General features: G+C 40.7%; 23 protein-coding genes. 18 read left to right on the forward strand and 5 right to left on the reverse strand.

Annotation, left to right across the window (positions count from 1 at the left end; translation table 11 throughout):
- Positions 1–267: 267 nt before the first annotated feature.
- Positions 268–2,109, reverse strand: a complete 1,842-nt coding sequence (locus QZ135_RS16590; RefSeq protein WP_294611703.1) for an ABC transporter ATP-binding protein — start codon at positions 2,107–2,109, stop codon at positions 268–270.
- Positions 2,110–2,305: 196 nt separating this feature from the next.
- Between QZ135_RS16590 and QZ135_RS16595 the strand changes: the two genes are divergently transcribed.
- From QZ135_RS16595 to QZ135_RS16650, 12 genes are all read left to right on the forward strand, one after another.
- A complete protein-coding gene (locus tag QZ135_RS16595; RefSeq protein ID WP_294611706.1) occupies positions 2,306–4,075 on the forward strand; it encodes an LTA synthase family protein in 1,770 nt (589 codons plus the stop codon).
- A 136-nt stretch (positions 4,076–4,211) separates the two neighbouring features.
- On the forward strand, positions 4,212–5,966 hold the full coding sequence (locus QZ135_RS16600; RefSeq protein WP_294611708.1) for an AAA family ATPase: 1,755 nt from the start codon (positions 4,212–4,214) through the stop codon (positions 5,964–5,966).
- Positions 5,967–6,357: 391 nt separating this feature from the next.
- On the forward strand, positions 6,358–7,335 hold the full coding sequence (locus QZ135_RS16605) for a glycosyltransferase (protein WP_294611711.1): 978 nt from the start codon (positions 6,358–6,360) through the stop codon (positions 7,333–7,335).
- A gap of 4 nt (positions 7,336–7,339) precedes the next feature.
- Entirely contained in the window at positions 7,340–8,311 is a 972-nt protein-coding gene (locus tag QZ135_RS16610) for a hypothetical protein (RefSeq protein WP_294611714.1), read from the forward strand.
- A 53-nt stretch (positions 8,312–8,364) separates the two neighbouring features.
- Positions 8,365–9,489 (forward strand): glycosyltransferase, encoded by a 1,125-nt coding sequence (locus QZ135_RS16615; RefSeq protein ID WP_294611717.1) that lies wholly within the window; start codon positions 8,365–8,367, stop codon positions 9,487–9,489.
- A gap of 7 nt (positions 9,490–9,496) precedes the next feature.
- Positions 9,497–10,624, forward strand: a complete 1,128-nt coding sequence (locus QZ135_RS16620; protein WP_294611720.1) for a glycosyltransferase family 1 protein — start codon at positions 9,497–9,499, stop codon at positions 10,622–10,624.
- Positions 10,621–11,496: a glycosyltransferase family 2 protein gene (locus QZ135_RS16625; RefSeq protein WP_294611723.1), complete on the forward strand. Its 876-nt coding sequence runs from the start codon at positions 10,621–10,623 to the stop codon at positions 11,494–11,496. Before QZ135_RS16620 ends, QZ135_RS16625 begins: the two co-directional genes overlap by 4 nt.
- An 11-nt stretch (positions 11,497–11,507) precedes the next feature.
- Complete coding sequence (locus QZ135_RS16630) at positions 11,508–12,485, forward strand: glycosyltransferase family A protein (RefSeq protein WP_294611726.1); 978 nt, start codon at positions 11,508–11,510, stop codon at positions 12,483–12,485.
- A 111-nt stretch (positions 12,486–12,596) separates the two neighbouring features.
- Positions 12,597–13,508 carry a glycosyltransferase family 8 protein gene (locus tag QZ135_RS16635; RefSeq protein WP_294611729.1) on the forward strand — a complete coding sequence of 304 codons (912 nt, stop codon included), beginning with the start codon at positions 12,597–12,599 and terminating at the stop codon, positions 13,506–13,508.
- 104 nt (positions 13,509–13,612) lie between these two features.
- Complete coding sequence (locus QZ135_RS16640) at positions 13,613–14,530, forward strand: glycosyltransferase family 2 protein (RefSeq protein ID WP_294611732.1); 918 nt, start codon at positions 13,613–13,615, stop codon at positions 14,528–14,530.
- Positions 14,531–14,534: 4 nt separating this feature from the next.
- Positions 14,535–15,419 carry a beta-1,6-N-acetylglucosaminyltransferase gene (locus QZ135_RS16645; RefSeq protein WP_294611735.1) on the forward strand — a complete coding sequence of 295 codons (885 nt, stop codon included), beginning with the start codon at positions 14,535–14,537 and terminating at the stop codon, positions 15,417–15,419.
- Positions 15,420–15,500: 81 nt separating this feature from the next.
- Positions 15,501–16,400 (forward strand): capsular polysaccharide synthesis protein, encoded by a 900-nt coding sequence (locus QZ135_RS16650; RefSeq protein ID WP_294611738.1) that lies wholly within the window; start codon positions 15,501–15,503, stop codon positions 16,398–16,400.
- On the opposite strand, the gene QZ135_RS16655 is transcribed toward QZ135_RS16650, so the two are convergent.
- Together QZ135_RS16655 and QZ135_RS16660 are read right to left on the reverse strand one after the other, a co-directional pair.
- Complete coding sequence (locus QZ135_RS16655; protein ID WP_294611741.1) at positions 16,387–17,868, reverse strand: glycosyltransferase; 1,482 nt, start codon at positions 17,866–17,868, stop codon at positions 16,387–16,389. The two genes, QZ135_RS16650 and QZ135_RS16655, sit on opposite strands and share 14 nt — an antisense overlap.
- Before the next feature lie 7 nt (positions 17,869–17,875).
- A complete protein-coding gene (locus QZ135_RS16660; RefSeq protein WP_294611744.1) occupies positions 17,876–18,592 on the reverse strand; it encodes a glycosyltransferase family 2 protein in 717 nt (238 codons plus the stop codon).
- Positions 18,593–18,736: 144 nt separating this feature from the next.
- On the opposite strand from QZ135_RS16660, the gene pdxB reads away from it, so the two are divergent.
- Positions 18,737–19,789 (forward strand): 4-phosphoerythronate dehydrogenase PdxB, encoded by a 1,053-nt coding sequence (gene pdxB, locus QZ135_RS16665; RefSeq protein WP_294611747.1) that lies wholly within the window; start codon positions 18,737–18,739, stop codon positions 19,787–19,789.
- A 174-nt stretch (positions 19,790–19,963) separates the two neighbouring features.
- Here the strand turns inward: pdxB and purN are convergent, their stop codons facing one another.
- Positions 19,964–20,539, reverse strand: coding sequence for a phosphoribosylglycinamide formyltransferase (purN, locus tag QZ135_RS16670; protein WP_294611750.1), 576 nt, complete (start codon positions 20,537–20,539; stop codon positions 19,964–19,966).
- Between the two features lie 148 nt (positions 20,540–20,687).
- Here purN and QZ135_RS16675 point away from each other — a divergent pair, with 148 nt between their 5' ends.
- Genes QZ135_RS16675 through rnc form a run of 3 tightly spaced genes read left to right on the forward strand, consistent with a single transcriptional unit; the run spans position 20,688 to position 23,079 of the window.
- Complete coding sequence (locus QZ135_RS16675; protein WP_009129732.1) at positions 20,688–20,924, forward strand: acyl carrier protein; 237 nt, start codon at positions 20,688–20,690, stop codon at positions 20,922–20,924.
- 19 nt (positions 20,925–20,943) lie between these two features.
- Positions 20,944–22,209 (forward strand): beta-ketoacyl-ACP synthase II, encoded by a 1,266-nt coding sequence (gene fabF / locus QZ135_RS16680; protein ID WP_294611755.1) that lies wholly within the window; start codon positions 20,944–20,946, stop codon positions 22,207–22,209.
- A 6-nt stretch (positions 22,210–22,215) separates the two neighbouring features.
- Complete coding sequence (gene rnc, locus QZ135_RS16685; protein ID WP_294611758.1) at positions 22,216–23,079, forward strand: ribonuclease III; 864 nt, start codon at positions 22,216–22,218, stop codon at positions 23,077–23,079.
- Here the strand turns inward: rnc and QZ135_RS16690 are convergent.
- Complete coding sequence (locus tag QZ135_RS16690) at positions 23,063–24,805, reverse strand: tetratricopeptide repeat protein (RefSeq protein WP_294611761.1); 1,743 nt, start codon at positions 24,803–24,805, stop codon at positions 23,063–23,065. The two genes, rnc and QZ135_RS16690, sit on opposite strands and share 17 nt — an antisense overlap.
- Positions 24,806–24,982: 177 nt before the next feature.
- Here QZ135_RS16690 and QZ135_RS16695 point away from each other — a divergent pair, with 177 nt between their 5' ends.
- A complete protein-coding gene (locus QZ135_RS16695) occupies positions 24,983–25,351 on the forward strand; it encodes a DUF3244 domain-containing protein (RefSeq protein ID WP_294611763.1) in 369 nt (122 codons plus the stop codon).
- Positions 25,352–25,716: 365 nt separating this feature from the next.
- Positions 25,717–26,388 carry a hypothetical protein gene (locus QZ135_RS16700; protein ID WP_294611765.1) on the forward strand — a complete coding sequence of 224 codons (672 nt, stop codon included), beginning with the start codon at positions 25,717–25,719 and terminating at the stop codon, positions 26,386–26,388.
- The last annotated feature ends 10 nt before the right edge of the window (positions 26,389–26,398 follow it).

The raw sequence follows: 26,398 nt of genomic DNA on the forward strand, positions 1-26,398 counted from the left end.
ATGCTTCCATATGAATTTCTAATTTTAGAAGTGTCAACTTATTCAGTACACTACAAGGAAACTGCAATACATTGTATTCAATAAGATGTTTGTTTATATTATAAAGAAAGAAACAGCCCTAATACCCCGGTGTAGGCAAACCAATTGCCTACACCTACCTACACCGTTGCCTACACCACATAGCATGCTATGAATGAGAATTTTAAATCCCCGGGTGTAGGATGTAGGCAAAACTAACCAAAACTCATTGTTGTATCAGCTTTCTGTTTAAGACAGAGACTGCATATCATTCAAGCGCTTATAGTATCCGTCTTTATCCAACAAAGCTTCATGTTTGCCGCGTTCCACAATTTCTCCTTCATAGAGCACACAGATTTCATCTGCATTCTTAATGGTAGAAAGGCGGTGGGCAATGGCAATCGTAGTACGTGTTTTCATCAGACGTTCCAAAGCTTCCTGCACCAGACGTTCGGATTCGGTATCAAGAGCGGAAGTAGCCTCATCAAGAATAAGGATAGGCGGATTCTTCAGGATGGCACGGGCAATACTGATACGCTGGCGTTGTCCACCGGAAAGCTTGCCACCACGGTCGCCGATATTCGTATTGTAGCCATGCTCGGTTTCCATGATAAAGTCGTGGGCATTGGCAATCTTTGCCGCTTCTATCACTTGTTCCAGCGTGGCATTCTCTACACCGAAAGCAATGTTATTGAAGAAAGTATCATTGAACAGGATAGCCTCCTGGTTTACATTTCCTATCAGACCGCGCAGGTCGTGAATACGGAAGTTCTTGGTGCTGACACCATCAATCATGATTTCACCAAAATGTATGTCATGATAGCGCGGCAACAAATCGACCAACGTAGATTTTCCGGAACCGGACTGTCCGACAAGGGCAATGGTCTGACCTTTAGGAACAACCAGGTTTATATGTTTCAGCACTTCCCTCTTTCCATCATAGCTGAAAGAGACGTCCTTAAACTCAATATTATGATTCATCCCGTGCAGAGGAAGCGGATTTACGGGCTCCTTAATAGGATTCTCAGCCTTCAATATCTTGTCCACACGCTCCATGGAAGCCAAACCTTTCGGAATATTGTATCCTGCTTTTGCAAATTCTTTTAACGGATTAATAATGCTATAAAGGATAACCATATAGAAAATGAAAGTAGGAGCCTCCAGCGAAGAATGTTCATCACCCAGAATCAGCATACCACCAAACCAGAGTACCAGCACAATGAGAAGCGTTCCCAGGAACTCACTCATCGGGTGAGCCAACGCTTGGCGAATAGCTACCCTATTGGTCGCATCACGCAATTCATTGCTACATTTTGTAAAACGGTCCACCATCTTATCCTCAGCAATGAAAGCCTTGATAATACGCAGACCACCCAAAGTTTCTTCCAGTTGCGACATCGTATCGCTCCACTTGCCCTGCGCCTCCAAAGACTGGCGTTTCAGTTTCTTGCCGACTTTACCCATCAGCCAACCCATAACGGGAAGCACCACTATGGTAAACAAAGTGAGTTGCCAACTGGTGATGATAAGCGTTGCGAAATAAAGCAGAATCAGAATAGGGTTTTTCAGCAACATGTCCAGCGAACTTGTAATGGAGTTTTCTATTTCGCCCACGTCACCACTCATACGGGCAATAATATCTCCTTTCCGCTCCTGAGAGAAAAAGCCGAGCGGCAGATGCATCACTTTAGAATAAACCATGATACGGATGTCGCGAACAACCCCCGTACGCAAAGGAATCATGATGGCGGAAGAACCGAAATAGCAAGATGTTTTCAGCATCGTCATGAAGGCAAGGAAAAGCCCCATGAAGAGAAGCGTCATTATAGGTCCGTGTACTTCAATCAAACGGGTGACATAGTAATAGAAGTTATTTATCACCACATCTTTTACATCGTCACTTCCCCACTCCATAAAATGGTACACCTTTGCACCCTCACCTGTCTTGAACAGGATATTCAGAATAGGAATTAACAGGGTAAATGAGAAGACATTGAAAACAGCCGATAAAACATTGAGCACGATTGCCCATCCTATATACTTCTTATAAGGCGACACAAATCGTCGCATTAATTGCAGGAATTCCTTCATTGCTTGGTCATTAACGAATTAAGGGCGCAAAGATACAAGAAAATTCCTTAAGATAAAGAAGACACGTCCATTATTAACGAGATTTATCCATACAACCCCAAACAAACAAGTCCTGTTGTTCATTTATATAGGTAACGGAATGAAATCGGAAAAATATATTGTACCTTTGCGCCCGGATATAAAAAAACTCTTTATTATGACAAAGATTGATAAGTCCGTACTGACATTCGGAATCTCTATTTTTCTTAAATTCATCCTGTTTGATGTGCTGTGGTGCATCCCCACTACCTTCGCTCCTTTCTCTACCATCGAATTTTATACAACAAAGCTCATAGCTACCCTTATACTGATTATTCCTTTTGCTTTCTTCAAGCTCTGGAAAACGGAAACCGTCATCATGTTCCTGCTGGATGCTCTCCTGATAGCCAACCTGATGTACTTCCGCACTTATTACACCGCCATACCGTTGAACAGCTACGGGCTATCGGGCAACCTTGCGGACTTCACCGGAAGCGTGGTGGATTCCCTCCGGTGGTACGACCTGCTCTTTCCGCTATCTACCATTGCCGCCGTCTTGATTCATCTACGTACAAAAAAAGCGTCACACCTGAAGCGTCCGGCACCCATTCTTCCATATTTGGGTATGTTGGCAGCAATTATCTGCGTCTTTACCATCGTGACAATGACAAAAGGTGGATTCAAGGCCGCTAACGCCAAAGTCCGCCAGGCAGCTTATCTTTGTTCAAGCGGAGCTACCATGTACACAGTCTTTGGCAGCTTGTGCTACGACCTCATGAACCAGCAAGCCGAGCTGACTCCCGAAGTACAAAAAGAAATAGAAGATTGGCTGGCTCAAAAGCCTAAACACGAAGTTGCCGTACCGGATAGCTGTAGCGGTAGCCAACGCAATAATTGCATCATTATCTTTGCAGAATCGCTGGAAAGCTGGGTACTGGAAAAAGAAGTGGAAGGACAAGAAATCACTCCTTACCTGAACAAGTTGCTGAAAGATTCCACCACGCTTTATGCCCCGCATGTGCTGACACAGGTAAAAGGCGGTCGTTCCATCGATGCACAGCTAATGCTCTGCACCGGACTGCTTCCTTTAAACAGTGGTACTTACAGCAGTCAGTATCCCAATCATGTCTATCCTTCACTCCAGAAGGCCATGCGGGAGAAAAAGCAATCGCGCAACTACTTGCTGACCATAGATAAAGTGTCTACATGGAATCAGGGCCCCATCGCTTACAGTTTCGGCATAGATACCATCCTTGCTTATCACGACTTCAAACTGACCGAAGCCTTCGGGACACATAAGCGCACCGGAGACGGTTCATTCTTTGCCCAATGTCAGGAGAAGATAGCCAAAGAAGAAGTCTGGAAGAAAGGAGAAAATGCCTATATGCAGTTCATCACTTACTCCGGTCATGCCCCGTTCATACTGCCGGAACATCTGAGAGAAGTATCATTCTCAGCCGATATTCCGGAGAAGATGGGGAATTATATGACTACTGCCCGCTATACGGACAAAGCCATCGGAAAGTTTGTGGAATATCTGAAAACGCTTCCACAATATAAGGAAACACTGATTGTCATCACAGGAGACCATGAAGGTCTGGCATCCTACCGGGCTGAATTATGTGATACTCCCCAAGGCAAAGGTGTTGTATCCGATAAACCATTCACGCCTTTTATTGTTGTGAACTCACCCGTAGGTATGCGCTATGACGAGGTAATGGGGCAGATAGACATGTATCCCACTCTGCTGAACCTGCTTCAACTGGATGATTATTACTGGACCGGACTGGGTGAAAGCATTCTTAATCCTAATAAGAAAGGATTTGCTGTTGGGTCGCAAATGAATGTGGAAGGAGAGGGCTATAGTTCGGAGGAAGTGGATTTCGCAAAGGAAGCTTATGAGGTTTCCGATCAGATAATTCATTTTAATTATTTTGGGAGAAAATGATAGTATAAGCTAATTATGATGGCATACCTATTAAAAAGAAAGGGTTCCGTGTTTTTAAGAGTCTTTGTTTGGAGAAATAACAGAAAGGGCGTACCTTTGTTTGCATTCAAAGTAAACTCCTAAAAAGGCACCAGTTATGGAAGAATATATTGCACCGAAAAGAAAACGCATCCCCTACGGCATGATGAACTTCGCCGTGATTCGTCGTGATGATTGTTATTATGTAGACAAGACCCGGTTTATTCCCATAATAGAAGACGCGGATAAGTTTTTCTTTTTCATCCGTCCTCGTCGTTTCGGTAAAAGCCTGACGGTGAGTATGCTGCAACACTATTACGACATAGCTGCCAAGGATAAGTTTGATGCTTTGTTTGGCGACCTTTACATTGGCAAGCACCCTACGAGTGACCGCAACAGTTATCTGGTGCTATACCTCAACTTCTCGGGAATTGTGGGTGAACTGCACAATTACCGCAAAGGACTGGATGCGCATTGCCAAACCATGTTCGACTACTTTTGCGATGTTTACGCCGAGTATCTTCCTCAAGGTATCAAGGAAAAACTGGATGAAAAAGAAGGAGCAGTAGAACAATTCGAATATCTGTTTACGGAATGCAGCAAAACCGGTCAAAGAATTTATCTCTTCATCGACGAATACGACCACTTTACCAATGCCATCCTGGCTGACCCCGAAAGTTTGCACCGCTACACCAACGAGACACATGGCGAAGGCTATCTGCGCGCCTTCTTCAATAAGGTGAAAGCAGGAACCTACTCCAGCATTGAACGTTGTTTCATCACAGGCGTCAGTCCTGTTACGATGGACGACCTCACCAGTGGCTTCAACATCGGCACCAACTACTCACTCTCCCCAAGATTCAACGAAATGATAGGATTCACGGAAGAGGAAGTACGGCAAATGCTGACCTATTACTCCACCACCAGCCACTTCAACCACACTGTGGATAAACTGTTGGACATAATGAAACCGTGGTACGATAACTATTGCTTCGCACAGGGACGTTATGGTGAAACTACCATGTACAACTCTAATATGGTGCTCTATTTTATCAAAAACTACCTCGACAATGATGGCAAAGCACCGCAGAATATGATAGAAAGCAATATCCGTATTGACTATGAGAAGTTGCGCATGCTCATCCGCAAAGACAAAGAGTTTGCCCACGATGCTTCCATCATCCAGACTCTGGTGAGCCAAGGTTATATTACCGGAGATTTGAAAGATAGTTTTCCTGCCGCTAATATTACCAATCCGGACAACTTCGTGAGCTTACTCTATTATTTCGGTATGCTCACTATCAGTGGCACATATAAAGGTAAAACCAAGCTCACCATTCCCAACCAGGTGGTCCGCGAACAACTATACGCCTATCTGCTGAGCACCTATGATGAAGCTGACCTCAATTTCAGCAGCTACGAAAAGAACGAACTGTCCAGTACCCTTGCCTACGACGGCGACTGGCAAACCTATTTCGGCTACATTGCCGACTGCCTGAAACGTTATGCCTCCCAGCGCGACAAACAGAAAGGGGAATTCTTTGTCCACGGCTTCACCCTTGCCATGACGGCTCAGAACCGTTTCTATCGCCCCATTTCGGAGCAAGATACACAAGCCGGATATGTCGATATATTCCTCTGTCCGTTACTGGAAATCTATTCTGACATGAAGCACAGCTACATTGTAGAGCTGAAGTATGCCAAATATAAGGATCCCGAAAACCGTGTGGAGGAGTTGCGTAAAGAAGCTATCGCCCAAGCCAACCGCTATGCCGATACGGAAACGGTGAGAAATGCCATCGGCACCACGGCTCTGCATAAAATTGTAGTGGTGTATAAAGGGATGGATATGCCGGTATGTGAAGAGGTATAGTCTGGAGCACTTTAGGAACATCTCAACTAACGCAGCAGTGAAATCTCTGAACTCAAAGATGAAAGATTCAGAGCAGAGCTAAGAGAAGTATGTGACTTGTCATTCTATATATGCCGTTGCTCTCTGATATTTAGTTAGACATGCATGTCTTCATTCACAGACTTTTGCACATGAACTTTTTTAGTGAACACTAGTATCTAATAATCTTTTTTCAAACGATACATATCAATTATACCTACAAATACTTTATCTTTGTACATATTAAAATCAAAACACAATTTGGATTCATTTATAAAACAACCATATGAATGCTATATCCAAGTTTATTATTGCCACAATTAACTTAGTTATTAATTGCACCAAAATGTGATGCACACTCATAATCAAAAATATGATTCGAAGCTTAAAACATTATTTTAAAAAGAAGAATGAGTTTTACACCGGAAACTTAGAACCAACTTACACGAATTGGGACATCCTGGAATGCAAAGACTTATACCTCAGTAAAGTCTCTGATTCCCAAAGAGAGCAATCGTCCCGACTACTTACAGAGAAAACTATCTTCCACGCTTACTGGCACGGAACTTTTGGTCTTAAGCAAGCTTTTTCCATTAAAAGTTTTCTGTGTACACAAAATTTGGAAAGTACAGAGTTGTGGCTGTGGCTGGATGAAGCAAATGGTTATTCACAGGTGGAGAGCAACCCATATCTGCATGAGCTGAAAGACAAAATAAAAATAGTATCATGGAATGTTGAAAAAGAAATAGTAGGCACTCCATTCTTAAAAATCAAGGAGTACATCCATGCAGCCAAGAATTTGGCAGCAAAGGGCGACGATTTCCGGATTATTTCTCTCTACAAATATGGAGGTTTATACTTCGATCTCGATGTTATGTTTTTGAAAGACTTTACTCCTTTGCTAAAAGGACACGAATTTGTCTATGCATGGGAATACCAACCTTATGCAAACAGTGCAATTTTATATCTACGCAAGAATAGCTACATAACAAATTACTTAGCGAAAAAACTACAAAAAAGAAAAGCAGCAATGCCATGGGTATTATTCGATTACAAAGATAAGAAATTAGCAAACCTAAGGAATTATCCTTGTACCTTTTTCGACCCATTATGGGGAGGATATTGCGAAGGAATGCCTTTAAGCAAATTCACAGATTTCTTCAAAGAGTTTGGCGATGGTTTCAACAAAAAAAATAACATCAACAGTTATAAAGAGTTCTTTCCCGGAGCATTCGCATATCATTGGCACAATTCGTGGGATGCTAAAGAAGTAGAGAACTCATACTTTGGGCTATTTAATCTTGAATTCAACCAAATATTGAATAATAACAAACAATGCACTAACTTTTAGTCACATGCAAAAGAAATTTATAAAACTACTGAAAAAGCTACGCCAACGTCATATCCAAAAGTACGGATTACCGCAACATAGGCTTCTGTGCAGAGAAACAGACCCTAATATCATAGCAGACCAAATCAGAAAGAGATTACTATCCCCTGAGCCTTGCATGCTCTCAAGATTCGGCGCAGTTGAAATAGGATGCGTAGTCAACTACTTAGGCGTCTATCGCCAAAAAAGAAAAATTATCAAGTACATAAAAGGAGAAGCATTCCCTTGGTGGTGGGAAGAAGATACAATGTATCCGATGAGAAATAATGCCGGATTCTTTTCGGCGACTCCCGAACTGTTAAAACGTTTTTCGGAGATGATGATTGAAGACATGCCTCTGATTGATATTCTTGCTTCCTGGAGGTTCGAAGAAGAATACTTCTCAAAGGAATTACAGCATACCTACAAAATAGATTTTGAGCCCTACAACCCCTTTTGGAGCGATGTGCCGTGGACGACTGCCTTAGAAAGTAAAAAGGTTTTGGTAGTACATCCTTTTGCTGAAACCATACAAAAGCAGTATCTCCGAAAAGAACTCATCCACAAAGACCCAAGAGTTCTGCCAACTTTCGACTTACAAACAATCAAGGCTATTCAAACTATTGGCAATCAAAGCGACAGTAGATTCGAGACATGGTTTGACGCTCTCGAATTCATGAAAAGCGAAATTGACAAAAGGGATTATGATGTCTGTTTATTGGGGTGTGGAGCGTATGGAATGCCATTAGCAGCACACGTCAAACGTTCCGGGAAAAAGGCTGTACACATAGGTGGCAGTTTACAATTACTGTTCGGGATAAGAGGCGCCAGATGGGAAAACAGTAACTATAATGCAACTTATAATTATTCGAAATTAATGAATGAATATTGGGTTAAACCCTCTGAGACCGAAACTCCCCAAAAGGCCCGGCAGGTAGAAGAGGGATGCTATTGGTAACAATATCTCTATTTTTTATTTATTAGATAATATTTATAAAAACTAGCTTATATATGAAACTTAGAATATTCAAGAAAAATAAAAACCGTCATATTCTCTATTCCCTATTCAATAGAAAATGGGTCTACGTTTCATATATTTCCGATGTATATTATAACAGGAAAAATAAAAGCTTTATGCAATCTCACCAAAACAGGAGAGAGGCATTAATCATTGGAAAAACGTTCCACTCTTTAGGTTACAACGTAAAGGTGGTATGTTGCAGCGAACCCCAAGAATGTGACAATCGGCAATATGATATTATCTTTGGTTTGGAGCCCAACTTCCTAACCATGAGCAAAAGGAATCCCCAAGCTCTAAAGATATACTACGCAACAGGGTCTTATTGGAAACATCAGCGCGCAATGGTAATTAACAGAACTGATTTATTCAATAAGGAACATGGAACACAACTGCCGTATGCCCGCTTAGTAATTGCACATGATAGTTGTGAAATGGCAGATGTTATTTTCCAAATAGGTAGTTCGTTTACTATCCGGACATATCCCCCGGAATTACAAAATAAAATAAAGATAATCAACCAATCCAGCAACTTTTTTCAGGAGTGCGATCTAAAACATAAGCTTCAGAGTGTTTCCATAAAAGATTTCCTGTGGTTCGGTTCCAGTGGTAGTTTACTGAAAGGATTAGATTTGGTTTTGGAATACTTTATTGATCACCCACAGTACAACCTGCATGTGGTTGGCACTATTGATGATGAATTCATGGATTACTACCAGAATCGCGTAGTAGGATGCCGGAATATTACGTTTCATGGTTATCTTAGCACCGCATCCGAAGAATTCATGCATTTAGCTTATCTTTGTTCCTTCAATATATTTCCTTCGGGCAGTGAAGGATGTCCCGGCTCTGTTATTGCTTTGATGCAAATGGGGGTCGTTCCTATAGCCTCCAGATGGGGAGCAGTAGAGCAAATAGAACATTATGGTTATCTATTGCCAGAATTATCCGTTGAGGCGATAAGTGAAGCTATGGAATGGGCAACGACGTTGCCCCGGGAAAAATTTCATAAGCTGATAAAAGAAAATATATCATATTCAAAACACACGTGGAATCTGGAAAGATTTGAAAATGAATTTCGCTCTTTATTGCAAGAAGCTATAAAAACAAAAATATAAAAATCAGGTGGAAAAACAACCGTACATTATTTACGATTCTCAAATATTCGATCTGCAGAAATATGGCGGAATCTCACGTTATTTCTGCGAAATCATATCCAAACTGGATATGGAGTATGATATTTCTGTCCGCTTTACAGAGAACCACTATTTAGTGCAGACTAAACTTGCCGGACACCGCATTTATGTCCCACATTTCTTTTTTAAACATTACAAACAGAGACTTCTGCTCGAAAATCAAAAGCTGACAAGAAAATTGCTCCGAAAATCGTCTCCGTACCTTTTCCACCCTACTTACTATAGTCCGTCTTTCTTTGAGTGTATAGGCCATAATCCCTATGTGATAACAGTACATGACATGATTCATGAACTGTTTCCCGAATATTTTCATGATGCCAAGGAGGTTGCGGCACAAAAGAAGGAAGTAATAACTAAAGCTGACCGGATTATTGCAATCAGTGAAAATACCAAAAAGGACATCATCAATATATTAAATATCAATCCCTGGAAAATAGACGTCATCTACCATGGGACAAGTATGCAGCCCCATCATGGGAAAGACCAATTATCACTTCCTGATCGTTATATTCTGTTTGTAGGAGACCGAACTCTTTATAAGAACTTCCAACGCCTACTGGAAGCTTTTGCTATTATCCACAAAACAGACCAGAACTTGTACCTGCTTTGTACGGGGCATCCGTTCAACTGGGAAGAGAAGACTTTGATAGATAAACTGAATATTGCAGACAGGATTATACAAATTTCAATAGATGACAGGTATCTAAGCGAACTATACAGCAGGGCACTCCTCTTTGTATTCCCATCACTTTATGAAGGGTTCGGCATCCCGATTCTGGAAGCTTATGCCTGCCATTGTCCTGTAGCCTTGAGCAATACCAGTTGTTTTCCCGAAATAGCGGGTGATGCCGGTGCTTATTTCGATCCTTACTCTGTGGAATCGATAGTACAGACGCTGACAGAAGTTATTTATAGTAATAAAAAACGTTCCTGTTTAGTAGCAACAGGAGTGAAACGATTACAATTATACTCTTGGGAAAAAGCAACTCAGGAAACAAAGAAGGTATATCAAAAGGTCTTAAATGAAGCTCTAATCCCCAAAACGTTTGCCAAATGAAAACCCCGATTCTTAGCATTATTACAGTCAACTTCAATAACAACGAAGGACTTAAGAAAACATTGAGCAGCATCGAAACGCAATCATACACCAGCTATGAACATATCATCATAGATGCCAATTCTAATGATGGAAGCAAAGAAACCATAGAAAAGTATTCGGAAAGAAACACTCGACTGACTTATTGGGTTTCTGAGAAAGATAACGGTATTTATGACGGAATGAACAAGGGAATTAGGCAAGCCAAAGGAGAATATCTCTATTTCCTAAATTCGGGAGACTGTCTGCAAGGAGATGTCCTTAAAAAGATTTCTTTTGACGGAACGAAATATATCTATGGAGATATAGTCTTGGTAAACAGTCAAGAACAAAGGAAAGAAGCAGGTCCTGATTATCCTGACTTAATTTTCTTTTTCTATAATGCATTAGCACATCAGGCATGCTTCATCCACCATTCTCTTTTTGCCGATAAATTATATGACACCCGATATAAGATAATTGCAGATTGGGGACATAGCTTCCAGTCCATCATCATGGAAGGATGCAGCTACCGTCACATACCGTCAACTATTGCCGAATGTGACGGAACAGGCATTAGCTCCAACTACATAGATGTACAGACAGAACGGTTAAAGTGGCTTAAGGAAAACCTTTCACATCAACTTTATTCCACATACATTGATATACTGGAATATAACAAATCGGAGTTCAAAGCCATCATACCAACTATGAATCATACAAAAAAATTTCAGAAAAGAGCACGTAAACTGGTCTGTTGGTTGCTGAAGCTTAATGCTATCTTTTCTTCTCATCACACCCCTGCTGAAGATATATATAATAGCATTTTATATCGACCATTTTCAAACAAATAATACGGAAAGCCATGAAAATTTCTATTATTATTCCTGCATATAATGCAGAAAAGCACATCGGAAAATGTATTTTATCAGCATTGCAACAAAACATCGCACCTGACGAATACGAAATTATCACAATTAATGACGGCTCTACAGACCAGACAGCCGATATTATACAAGGGCTATCTAAGGAACATCCCACCATAAAAAGTATCACAACCCCCAATCAGGGAGTAAGTGCTGCTAGAAATCTTGGTATGAGTATTGCACGAGGAGAAATTATCTTATTTGCCGATGCCGACGACTATTTCTGCACAAACTCATTAGCACAAATCTATGAAGCAGTTCAGGAGAACCATTTAGATATTCTTCTGTTCGATTATAACCATTGGGGAAGTCAGGATAAACTATTGAAAGGGTTTGATTATGACGCACGCAAGTTTTGTCCGCAAGATATTGTTTCCGGTAAATCATTCATAAAGACAGGGTATATGCCTGCCGCAGTCTGGATGCTTGCCTATCGCAGAGAATATATGCTGAAAATGGAATTCACTTTCATCAATATACGGCATGAAGATGAAGAATTCATTCCCCGCGTATTTTACTTTGCTGAGAAAATCATGCATCTCCCGTTGACGTGCTATAACTATGTGCAGAATGAAACTTCATTCATGCAGAATTATAAAGAATATGGGCTCTTCGATAAGATAAAAGCTATGGATAGTCTCAATCGCTTCATAAAGGAACACGTGAAAGAAGAGGATATCTCGTTTGCCCTGAGTGAACATATATCGTTAAGACTGATGGAGAACCTGAATAATAGTTTTGCCATCAAAAGCAGGGCTCAATGGAAAATGGTAAAACAGATGAAAAAAACTGGTCTGACCCCTCTTGTACATACCAAAAGAAAAGGCCGCTACTCTTTCTTATATAAGTATTTTCCGATAGCATTCATTGTTTATTATCGCCATAAATATTTAAAACGTCAGCGTCGCCAATCGTAATAAAGAAGAAAATTCTTATCTAATGAGAAAATATGTCCATAAACTACATTTTTTTCTTCTATAATATGTACCTTTGCAAACTTGCATTTTTTTATAATAACCTAAAGAACTATGATAGATATTGTTTGTAGCATAGATGAAAACTACATTGAATATTGCGGTGTAATGTTAGCAAGCCTCTTTGTGCATACTCCACATGAGAAATTTCGCATACACATCATTTGCAGCAAAATTGATAAAACCGGAAAAGAAAAACTTAAAGTGTTTTGCGAGAAACATCAAGCTGAAGTTTATTTTTATGACGTAGACTATTCGCTCATTAAAGATTTCCCCATAAGGAAACAGGATCATTTGTCTCTTGCTGCCTACCTAAGACTTTTCATGTCGGAGCTCATCCCCAGCCATATCAACAAGATTCTATACTTGGATTGTGACCTAATGGTAGTTGATTCCATTAAAGAATTGTGGGAGAAAAATATCGACGATATTGCCGTAGCTGCTGTTGAAGAAAGATCCCCATTCGATACCGAATCTCCTGTTGTACTAAAGTATCCTGTCGAATATTCTTACTTCAACTCGGGAGTAATGCTTATAAATCTACAGAAATGGAGGGAAAAGGAACTTGTAAAGGCATGTAAAAGTTATATCGTATCCAATTATGACAACATAAAATTGCACGACCAAGATGTACTGAACGCATTACTTCATAAAGAAAAACAATTTATTTCCATTCGTTGGAATCTGATGGACTTCTTCTTGTACGCATGTCCTGAAGTACAGCCTGAAAGGAAAAACGATTGGGATAATGCCTTGAAATCTCCTGCTATCATACATTTTACCGGAAAACGCAAACCATGGATGTACAACTGCGACAGCCCTTTCCGCGATCAATACATTCAGTTTGCCAAACAGCAGGGATGGCATGTTATTACCCGCAAAAATGCCATTCACTATTTCTTTCGCAAGATTCTATATAAAGTAATAAACAAGAAGAAAACAATAAAAGTTAAACAACTGAACTAGCACACCCTAAGAGTTTTTATTGATTTATTCACCAAGAATAAATCAATGTATAGAAATATAATATATCTTTGTAAAATAGCAACCTAAACAATGATTTAAAGTTAATGCTAATGCCTCTTTTAAACAAAATAGTCAATGTTCTTGAAGAAGTCCCGCAGACCTTCAGACGTACCTCCAATCCAAAGCTCATCATGACATTATTGGTCAAAAATGAAGAAGATATACTGGAGGAGAATCTTTGTTTCCATAAAGCTATGGGGGTAGATGGATTCATCATTACTGATAATAACTCCACAGACAACACTATTGAAATCATCCGAAAATATCAGGAAAAAGGTTGGATCAAAGAGGCTATCATAGAAAAGGCAACCAACTATAACCAAAAAGTATGGGTGGACCGCATGATAAAGATTGCCAAAAAACAACTTCATGCAGATTGGGTTATCAATGCCGATGCCGACGAGCTATGGTATTCACCTACAGGTAACCTGAAAACTGAATTAACTACCACTAGAGCCAATGTACTGAAATGTTCCATGAGGTATATGTATCCAGAAGTAGGCCAGCATTTTTGGCAATGGAATCAGGCAATCATTCCAATCATCAACCCATTGAAATACAGTTTTTATAATCTTTCGCGCTACTCTCTTTACATACCACAAAGAGGGAAAGTACTCCATCGCACTACCTCATACCTCCAGATTTCCACAGGAAACCATAAGGTACTTATGTTTCCTAAACGTCTTAGGAAAAGTAATATTTGCATTTATCATTATTCCATCCGCGGCAAGGAGCGATTTCTTGAAAAAATGATTAATGGCGGTAAACAACTGGAGCAAAACCCCCATAGGCATATCGGCATGCACTGGCGGTATTTCTATCAATTGTACAAAAGCCAACAACTGGAAATGGAATATGACAAAATCATCGGAGCAAACTCTTATGAGCAATTGCGACACGATGGTTTCATCAAAACAGACAATACTATACCTGATTTCTTCAAACGCCACTTCAATAAATAGTGTAATGAAGCATGCATATCTGATTATCGCCCATAACGAATATCTGGTATTACAAGCTCTTTTATCTATGCTTGACGATGAACGTAATGATATTTATCTACATATCGACCATCGTTCAACAGAGCTATACAAAAAGACATATCTCTTATGTACACAAAAAGCCCAATTATTCGTATTACCTGACCGCAATAAAGTATACTGGGGAGATATCAGCCAAGTAGAAACGGAGTATCTGTTGCTTGAAACTGCCGCCAGACAAAATTCTTATGCTTACTATCACCTGCTTTCGGGTGTAGACCTACCCATACAAACACAAGATTATATACACTCCTTCTTTCAAGCCAATTCCGGCAAGGAGTTTGTCAGCTATTGGTTGGGAAGCAGGCATCAAAAGGATTTGGATCGTAAAATTTCACGATACTACTTTTTCACAAAGAGCCTTAAACGTAGCAATAGCAAATGGCATATTGCAACCGCACCATGCCACAACATTGCACTTATTATACAGAAACTCATTCGATTTCGAAGGAAACAAGAGGTTGAATTCAAAAAAGGTCCCAACTGGTGTAGTATCACTCAAGGCTTTTGCCAGTATCTGATAGAAAAGAAACCTTTCGTCATTCGTCGTTTCAAGTACACATTGTGTCCCGATGAAATCTTTGTTCAAACTATATTATGGAATTCTCCTTTCAAAGAAAATATATACAAAGCTAATGAGGATGATGCAGGAAACATGCGACTGACTGACTGGAACAGAGGAAATCCCTATACATGGAAACTGCAGGACTATAATGAACTAATCGCTTCAGACAAACTATTTGCCCGCAAATTCAGCTCCCAAGAAAAGGAACTAATTAAGCAAATAGAAACGGCGTATTCCGGAAAGTAAAAAGATACAGATTTCTTAGAAAAGTAGGTAAAATTCTACTCAAACTTATATCTTTGTACCAACAACCTATAATACAGAAGTATGAATCCTACAAATCTGAATAATCCATCCAGTCCTGTTAAATCTTTCTTCAAGTCAGTGGAGAAAAAGATTCTGCACAAGAGTAAACACCTATACTTCAAAACAGTAATCCTGCATAAGTCCGGCGTAAAAGATATATTGAAGAAATACAAGAATATAAATACGGAAGAAAAAACAATTGGCACAACATGCCCTATCTGGATATGCTGGTGGCAGGGAGAAGAAAACATGCCGGACATTATTAAAGTCTGCTACGCTTCCGTGCAACGGCATGCGGGCAACCATCCAGTCATATTAATTACAGAAAGAAACTATCAAGAGTACGCCAAGATACCGGAATACATCCTGCAAAAAGTGCAAAATAAAGAAATAAGCCTCACCCACTTCAGTGATTTGCTAAGAATCAACCTGCTCAAACAACATGGAGGGATATGGGCCGACAGTACTATACTTTTCACCAGAGATATCGACTCTATAATTACTCCTGATGCTAATTTCTATACTTGCCACCACATCGCAAGAAACTCAAATGTGGCAAACGGCAGATGGACCGTTTTCTTTATGGCATGTGGAAAAAACAATATTCTACCTGCTTTCTTACTGGATATATTCTATAATTACTGGAAGAACCACAAACAAATCGTTACTTACCTGTTTTTCGACTATCTCTTTGCAATAGCCTATGAGAATATCCCGGCTGTTGCAGAAATGATAAACAGTGTCCCTTTACAAAAAATCAGCAATCTATCCAAGTGCCTGAACATGCCATTTGACGAGAATCTTATGGAAGAATTCCGTGCAAATTACGGATTCCACAAATTAACTTATAAGAAACAATTCAACACACTCACACCCGAAGGCAAAGATACAATCTATGGTTATCTACTCAGGAAACCTTAGATGAAAAGGTCAAAGAGGACTTGTGAGCCTTTTCTATCAGCAGCAAGCACTTATCTGCTTCAAAACCACGACATTTGGCATATTCATCGGCCAATATGGTGAACATCTCATCCGTACCGGGCAGTCTTTCAAAATTCTTACACCCTTCTTCCATAGACACTTTACCAAAGCGCATCCGGTTCAAATCAATGATTTCTACAGAAACTCCCTCAGTTTTTTCTGCAAATAGAATATTTCCTGCCGAGTAGTCCTTATGCAAAATTCCATGCTCATGCAAAGCAGCAGTAGCACGGGCTATAGCACGAAGAATTTCTTCCTGATTCGAGAAATTTCCCTGCCAAAGATCCCTGTAAGTATAAGGGCATTCTGATTTTAAGGAAACAAAATAGCTCTTACCGAACAAAAGCCAACTGGAAACAGAACAAAAGCCAACAGGAGCAGGCGAACCTATATTAAATTGCCGCAACATAGCCGCATAGCGAAAGGAACGCCGGGCTTTAGATTCCCGAAAAAAGTTATAGATAATCCGGTTCAACAAATGAGGTATCTGGAAAGACTTGACAACCACTTTTTGCCCTTCTATATCAAATTCTCTCAATTCATTTCTCCCTTTATAGATGACAGTGCCCTGATGCTCAAAGATAACCGGAAGCACTTTTACAAAATCACTCATGCTTGCATAATCAGGAGAAACAACAACATGCCGAGGCTTGAAAAAACGCTCAATACGATTGATGGTCCTGGACCAGGAACGCACGGAACGCAACACTCCCCCCAACTCCCGTTCAAAGAACTCGGCATGGCGCTTATTGAGTACCTTCGTAACATGCGGCTTTAACGAGCGGTCTATAATTCGTTTTGATCCGGCACGCACACGATAATACAATTCTATCTGGGGTAAACGCACCACTTTTCCGCCATCTTTCAACACAGATATCCAGAATTCCCAGTCTTCGCGCGCTATGATTTCTTCACAGTATCCACCCACTCTTTCCCACTCTGTTTTTCTGTAAAGTGCGCAGGTATCTATCATATTTTTACGGGCCAGCAATCCCAAAGAAAAGGGTGGCAACTTCCACTCACCACTACGGTCGCCAATGAACTCAGCTCGCGGACAGACAACTTTTACTTCCGGGTCCCGTTCCAGCTCCACCACAGCATGACTTATGAATGTTGAACTGATTCGGTTATCTGCATCCACAGGCAGTATATACACACCATGAGACAATGATATAGCATGATTACGGGCAACACACGGCCCCCCATTTGGCTGAGTGTATACGAATATCCGCTGGTCTTTTTCCGCATATTTTTTGGCAATATCCAAAGAGTTGTCTGTGGAGCCGTCGTCCATCAGTATCACTTCAAAATTAGGATAATCTGAAGCAAGCACCGAGTCCAAAGTCTCACACAGATACTTTGCCATGTTATAAATAGGTATAATAACAGATACTAATCGATGTTCCATAGCATTTTCAAATTTTATCCAGTCCCTTTGTATATTTCAACCAGTAATACTTCAACAGATTCTTATACTTTAATTGCTTCCACGGGCGACTGCCATGTGGACGATGCCACACCGGAAGTGTGGTAAACAAATAATTTTGAAATCCTTCTTTCAATGACTGATGTGAAATTGTCACATCGTGCCAGTTCTTTTCCGGATTCAACTGATGGAAATCAAAAGAGCGAAGGAAATTCAACGTTAGGAGAGAGCAACAAAAGCTACAATGTTTCTTCTCGGAAAACACTTGGTTCTCTCGTCCTTTTGCAAACAAATAAGGATAGTTTATATCACCTTTCCCATCTACGGTGACAGCAGCAGCAATACCACAATCTTTCCTTTCCAAAGCGCCATCGAACAAAGATTGCAAAGTATTTTTCTTCACTACGACATCAGATTCCACTATGAGCAACCCGGCTTCTTCCGCAATGGCACGCTTTTGCGCTATTTGCAGAATCTGCAGATAATTGGGCGAAGGGTGATTCGTGATGTCCGCAAGATTCACTAATTCACAACCTAGTTTCAGGGAAGCTTCCCGCAACTTGGCCGTATTCTCCTCCGTACTAAAATCATTATAGATAGTATAAGTAAAGGGAATTCTAAAGTCAGATGCCATAATAGCATCAACCGTCTGTAAAGTTAACTCTATGGAGTCCTTTACAGGCGTAATGATATGGATACACTTCATTCCTTATAACTGTTTTTTCTTTATCCTACAAACCGTAACATTTGTACAAGTTGACAAAGTTATGTATTATTTAGCACACAACCAAACAGTTTACCGGTTTTATGACTAACTTTGCCTGCAACAATCATAGAAAGAAAAACAGAAATGAAAGTCATTGTCGACAATAAAATACCTTTTATAAAAGAGGCTATCGAAAAGATAGCTGACGAAGTCGTGTACGTTCCCGGAAAAGATTTCACGCCAGCCATAGTGAAAGATGCAGATGCATTGATAATCCGCACACGCACCCATTGCAACCGCGAGTTACTGGAAGGAAGCCGGGTACGTTTCATTGCTACGGCCACAATCGGTTTCGACCACATAGATACGGAATATTGCCGCCAGGCAGGCATCATCTGGAAGAATGCTCCGGGATGCAACTCCGCCTCCGTAGCCCAGTATCTGCAATCCACCCTCCTATTGCTGGAGCTTCTGAAAGGAAAGAAACTATCAGAAATGACAATCGGTATTGTGGGCGTAGGCAATGTGGGCAGCAAGGTGGCAGAAGTAGCTCGCGAACTGGGCATGCAGGTGCTGCAGAACGACCTGCCACGGGAGGATGAAGAAGGGAGCACTAATTTCAGTCCCTTACAACTTCTTGCCGAAGAGTGCGATGTACTCACTTTCCACGTACCTTTATATAAAGAAGGGAAATACAAGACTTTCCATCTGGCTGATGGTAAGTTCTTCCGTTCACTGAAACGCCGCCCCGTCATAATTAACACTTCCCGTGGCGAAGTAATAGAAACAAATGCTTTATTGGAAGCACTCGAGACCAAACAGATATCCGATGCCGTTATTGATGTATGGGAGAATGAGCCGGACATTAATCTTACCTTATTAAGCAAGGTGTTCATCGGTACGCCACATATTGCCGGATACTCGGCGGACGGAAAAGCCAATGCCACGCGCATGTCCCTGGATTCCCTTTGCAGCCATTTCGGCATACAAGCCGAATATAACATCACTCCGCCTGCGCCGGAAAATCCGATTATCACCGCCTCCACCCTAGCAGAGGCTTATCTGCAGATGTACGACCCGCGAAAAGACAGTGAAGCATTGAAGACGCACCCCGAACTGTTTGAGCAACTGAGAGGAGACTATCCGTTGCGACGTGAGAAGACAGCCTTTTCAGTCCACCTTATTACTAAGGAATAGCAGGCTACTCTTTTCTCCGAAAAGTTCACCCATTATCAGCTTTTGGTCAAAATCTCCTCCTGCATGCACTTCCCTCACTCCTTCTTCGCTTCTATAGAAGGCAAGAAACAGCAAAGCAAGTACGAACCAGGTACGAAGGAAGTATGAAGAAGGTACGACGCAGGGGTAAGTGTTCTAAACTTCGGATTCAAGTAAGCGTTCTATCACTTTCGGATAAGCCTCATATTCCAGCACATGAATACGTTGCGCCAACTCTTCCGGAGTATCTTCCGGCAACACCGGACATTTCACCTGGCAGATAATGGCTCCTTCATCATAATGTTCATTAGTATAATGTATAGTAATACCACTTTCCTTCTCACCCGCAGCAATAACTGCTTCGTGCACACGGTCACCATACATTCCTTTTCCGCCGAACTTAGGTAATAGTGAAGGATGTATATTTATCATTTTATTGGAATAAGCATGCAAAACACGATCCGGCACACGAGCCAAAAATCCGGCCAGCACCACAAAGTCAATCTTATGTTCCCGCAACACCGATAAAATCGCCTCTCCGCTCTCCCAATCACTTTTGGAAAAATAAAGGCAAGGCACTCCCAACCCGCGAGCACGCTCTAAAACGAACGCATTCTGCCGATTAGTCAAAACCAAAGCCACACAAGCCAAACTTTTTTCCTGGAAAAAACGAATGATATTCTCTGCATTCGTTCCACTTCCCGATGCTAAAACTGCGATATTTTTCCTCATAAAACCTACTTTTAGTGCACAAAACCGTGAAAAATGTGCAAAACTTTGCATTTAATTCCCCAAATATTTGCGAGTAACGATAAATATTTATTCCTTTGCCCCGCAAATTTAAAGAAAAAAACTAATTATTAATTAAAAACTTAAAGTTATGTCTGAAATTGCATCAAGAGTGAAAGCGATCATCGTCGACAAATTAGGCGTTGAAGAATCAGAAGTTACAACCGAAGCTAGCTTCACTAACGATTTAGGAGCAGATTCTCTTGACACTGTAGAACTTATCATGGAATTCGAAAAGGAATTCGGTATCTCTATTCCGGATGACCAAGCTGAAAAGATTGGTACTGTAGGTAACGCCGTTTCTTACATCGAAGAACACGCTAAGTAATTCTATCCATCAATTTAATATGGAATTAAAAAGAGTTGTAGTAACAGGTCTTGGCGCCATTACTCCCATTGGCAATAGCGTTCCCGAATTCTGGGAAAACCTTGTGAATGGGGTTAGTGGAGCAGGACCTATTACTCATTTCGACGCTTCCCTTTTCAAAACCCAATTTGCCTGTGAAGTAAAAAACTTCGAGGCAACTAAATATATCGACCGCAAAGAAGCCCGCAAGATGGACGTGTATACCCAATATGCCATCGCTGTAGCCAAAGAAGCGGTTGATGACTCTGGTCTTGACGTCGAAAATGAGGACTTAAACAGAATTGGTGTCATCTTTGGCGCCGGTATTGGTGGTATCCGCACATTTGAGGAAGAGGTAAGTAATTATGCCTTAACCGGTAAAGAAAACGGTCCTAAGTTCAATCCGTTCTTCATCCCCAAGATGATTTCGGATATTGCTGCCGGACAGATTTCTATCATGTATGGTTTCCACGGTCCCAACTACGCAACTTGTTCTGCATGCGCCACTTCCACAAATGCTATTGCTGATGCCTTCAACCTGATTCGTCTGGGTAAGGCTAATGTTATCGTGAGTGGTGGTTCGGAAGCCGCAATCACCGTTGGCGGTGTAGGTGGTTTCAATGCTATGCATGCATTATCAACCCGCAATGAATCTCCCACAACTGCATCCCGTCCGTTCAGCGCAAGTCGCGACGGATTTGTGATGGGTGAAGGTGGCGGTTGCCTTGTTCTTGAAGAACTGGAGCATGCCAAAGCACGTGGTGCTAAGATTTATGCAGAAGTTGCCGGTGTGGGAATGTCTGCCGACGCTCACCACCTGACTGCTTCCCACCCTGAAGGTCTAGGAGCAAAGTTAGTAATGAGAAACGCGTTGGAAGATGCGGAAATGACCCCTGATGAAGTAGATTATATCAATGTTCACGGTACTTCTACTCCTGTAGGTGATATATCGGAAGCTAAAGCAATCAAAGAGGTATTTGGCCAACATGCATATAAATTGAACATTAGTTCAACGAAATCCATGACCGGTCACTTGTTGGGTGCTGCTGGTGCAGTAGAAGCCATTGCAAGTATCCTTGCTATTAAGAACGGCATTGTGCCTCCGACTATCAACCACGAAGAGGGTGATAATGACGAAAACATCGACTATGACCTGAATCTTACGTTCAACAAAGCTCAAAAGCGTGAAGTGAACGTAGCCCTGTCCAATACTTTTGGATTTGGTGGTCATAATGCATGTGTTATCTTCAAGAAATACGCAGAATAATCAGTCGTGTTACGTAATCAAATAAACAAGATAAGGCTCTTATTCCATAAGGATAGAGAGTCTTATCTTTGTTTTTATAAGATACTGGGGTTCTATCCCCGCAACATCCAGCTCTACCAGCAGGCATTGTTGCACAAATCCACCTCTATCCGATCGGAGAAGGGACGCCCTTTGAATAATGAACGGTTAGAGTTTCTGGGTGACGCCATCCTTGACGCCATCGTGGGAGATATTGTCTATAAGCATTTTGAAGGTCGCCGCGAAGGTTTCCTCACGAACACACGTTCCAAAATCGTGCAACGGGAAACACTGAATAAGTTGGCAGTAGAAATCGGACTGGACAAGCTGGTAAAATATTCCACCCGTTCTTCCTCGCATAACAGTTACATGTACGGCAATGCATTCGAAGCCTTTATCGGTGCCATTTATCTGGACCAGGGTTACGATCGTTGCAAGTACTTCATGGAGGAAAAAATATTTAAGAATTACATCGACCTCGACAAGATGTCCCGTAAAGAGGTCAATTTCAAATCGAAACTGATTGAATGGAGCCAAAAGAACAAGGTAGAAGTTTCATTCGAGCTCATCGAGCAGTTCCTTGATGAAGACTATAACCCTATGTTCCATACCGAAATCCGCATAGAGGGTATATCGGCCGGGAAAGGAACAGGGTATTCCAAAAAGGAATCTCAACAGAATGCAGCACAGGCTGCTTTGAAAAAGATAAAGAATGATGCAGCATTCAAAGAAGAAATAGAGGCCGCAAAAGTGCAGAATCATTTACCTGAGTGTACAGAAGAAGAGGTAGAAGAAACCACTCTACCGGAGGAAGCTCAAGAGCCGGACTTAACTCCTACAACGAATCAATGAATTCATCCCACTGTTGCGGAGTACCTTTCTCGCCAAAGAACTTCTCATACAGTCTTCGCCGGACGGATGATATGGATTCTCTGGAATAATTCGTTAGTTTTGCCATGTCTTTAGGCAAAATACCAATTTTAATCAGAATACAAATGCGAACTTCGCGCTCGTTGAGCCTATGTATTCTGCAAAGTTTCTCAACAAACCCTCCATACGCCCCATTCACCGCTTCCTCCAATAATCTCCAATCCTCACCGGATACTTGACTTTCCGCGCTATCCCTACACGCCCCTTTAAATAAATTACAGATGTCAGATTCCAGTAACGCCTTGTGTGCCAGTTCCCTCTCTTGCAACCCCAGCTCCGCCCGTTTTCCGGTATAGTAAAGGTACTCTTTCCGTTTTTCCACCTGTTCCTTCTGCAACTCAGAACGATCATTCTCCTGAAGCATATGTTCCAGCTCCTCCTGCATTCTCCGGTTTTCTTCGATGAACAGGACACTGTTCCGGTATTGTTCCTCCTTAATCTGCTCCAGCTGTATCAATTGCAATTTTAGCTGGGCATGCTTTCTCCGGCTATATTGAAAATATGCAATAAAATACAACAAAGCAATCACACCTCCTGTTGCAAAGCACTTCAAGTAGAATTTTTCTTTTTTGTTTTCAGCTTTCAACAGAGTATTCTCTCTTTCCCGCAATGTATAATTATAGTAAGAATGCATTTTACGAATTGTTTCCGTATCAGTGAGTTTCCAGACCGAATCAATGCCTGCTATATACTGCTCAAGATACTCCTTTGCTTTCTGAACCTGCCCTTCCTCCAGAGCAAATTCGGCCAGGTGCCAATATGCATCCGTCTTGGCATGGAAGCCGCCAACATCCAGCAATTCATTATAATAATAGAAGGCAGAATCCATTTCTCCCATCTTATAATGTATATCAGCAGCTATAGAATATACTGCACTTTTCGTTCTGTCGTCCACTGCCACCAGTGAAGGTTGCAAAGCTTTCTTTGCCAAATCATATTCTCCTGTCTTCTTATAAACTCTGGCAATCTGGCTTTGCAGCATATTCATGAGCCGGTGATTCTTTAAATTGCAGGCCAAATCATATGCTTTCTGATAGAAAATCAGGGAACTATCCATCACACCGGCATCGCTGTATGTAGAAGCGATATCCCTAAGATCATATACCATGGATACGCTATCTTTCTTTAATGCACTCCACCGATAAGCTTGAGCATAGACTTTTCTTGCTTCATCCCAAATGCCTTGATCAAAGAAAATATACCCCATTTGGCTATTCAACAAACTTCTTAGCTTATAGCAAGAATCATTTCCCAAAACCTCCAACGTTTTATTAAAATAATTCAAAGCTTGAGGAGCATCCCCCAGTGAACGACAGGTCCGCCCTGCATAATAATAAGCTTCAGGAAGATGTCTATTATCATTCTTTTCTATATAATAATGTAATATGGAGAGTATCAAACTATCAGATTCCAGCGGAATATAGGCTTTATCATCCGCTTTTATACAAAGTAAGTGATAATACATTTGTATCTCCTCTGACTGCACAAGCATATCCTCCTTTATAGAACAAAGCAAAGAAATAGCGCTATCTGGATTAGCATCCACCAGACTATCCGCCACAAGCAAACATCGCGGATAAGTTTTTTCTTTGCAAGCACAGAAGCCTAACAGAAAGAAGATAATAAATAGATATAAGATATGTTTCATACTCACAAAAGTAATTCTTTTACAAATAAAAGAACAAGCTTTTTACATAATAATATTGGTCAATGCACATTTCTTGTACACAAATTATCCCCCATCAAGCAAAATGCACATAAAATGCACATAAAAAGATGTACAATGAACTGAATTTTTCACGAGCTTTGCAAAAAACACATAGATATGAAACATTTATTTTTAAGTTGCATCTGTTTATTACTTTGCTTAAACAGCTGGTCAGACAGTCCTGTTAAATTAGAAAAGAAAGAAGCAGCTGACGAGAAACAATATGAAGTTCCTATTAGTAATGTTTTCATTGAACAAGAACGCAATACGTTCTGTATCTCTTCAAACATAACTATAAACAATCTTATGATTATCATCAAAGATAACACAGGAAATATCGTTTATACGAATATAATTTCTATATATTCCGGTCAGCCATATATACTTGTATTGCCCAAAATGGATGATGGGAAATACACGATTGATCTTATTAGCAGTGAATATAAACTTAGCGGAGATTTCTATATAGACGATCTATGTATATAATGTAAATGCTAACTTTTAAGGGAAAAACTAATTCGTCAAAAAGAAAGGCTTGCTCCCCTTATTTTTAAGAGAATATGAATATTACCTTTTAAGAATAATAACTTCATTTATAAACTAATAAATTAGAATTGCACAAAACAAGAATTCACTTAAGACAGTCCTAAGGCTCTATCTCTTTATTTTATTATTAACAAATCAAAAAAATATTTAGATGGCTACTTAAAAATCATTCAGAATTCAAACTTGACTGAAGCACAAAAGGACTTATTGAAATCAAGTCTTGAAGTGGCAGCTAACAGTGCCGTTCTTTGGGTAGTCGAATAAAAAGTAAAAATGATAGAATAACAACTTAAAACTTTAATGTTATGAGAAAAATATTTCTTGCATTCTGTCTGTGCTTCATCAGCACAGCCTTCATCAATGCTCAATCGGTTGGCAACAACAAGTTTTCCGTATCTGTAGATTTGGGAGCGGGAAGCGTCTTCGGGCACTCCAACCTGTCTTCTTATGGCGTTGATTACCGGAAAGAATACAAAAACGGGTTCAGCGGAAATATCAAGGCATCCTATTTGCTGAATAAAGCGTTCCAGGCCGGATTGAAATTCAACCTTTTCTCCGCATCGGAAAATTATGATTTGGCGAAAGTTGATGATTCAGCGAAAAGCACACAAATCGCTGAAGACGTGGAACTGCTTTATATAGCGCCTCAGATAGGTTATCGCACCATGATCACGGAAAAGTGGTGTCTTGATTACATGATAGGCGCAGGCTATATGCATTATAACAGCAAAAGTCTGAATAAGAAAACGGAACGCAAATGCAATAAAGGTTTTCTGGGTGCCAATGCAGATTTATCGCTTACACGCCATCTATACAGAAATCTCTATATGGGCGCCAATATTTCAGTAATGGGAGGGCACACCTCGTCATTGGAAGTAGAAACAGTAGGCAAGGAAGAAACATTGGAGTTAGATAAATGGAATCGTATAAATGTATTGAGGGTAGACGTGATGCTGTCCATTAAGGTATTATTATAGCGTGAGTTCG

The sequence above is a fragment of the uncultured Bacteroides sp. genome (assembly GCF_905207245.1).
Taxonomy (GTDB): Bacteria; Bacteroidota; Bacteroidia; order Bacteroidales; family Bacteroidaceae; genus Bacteroides.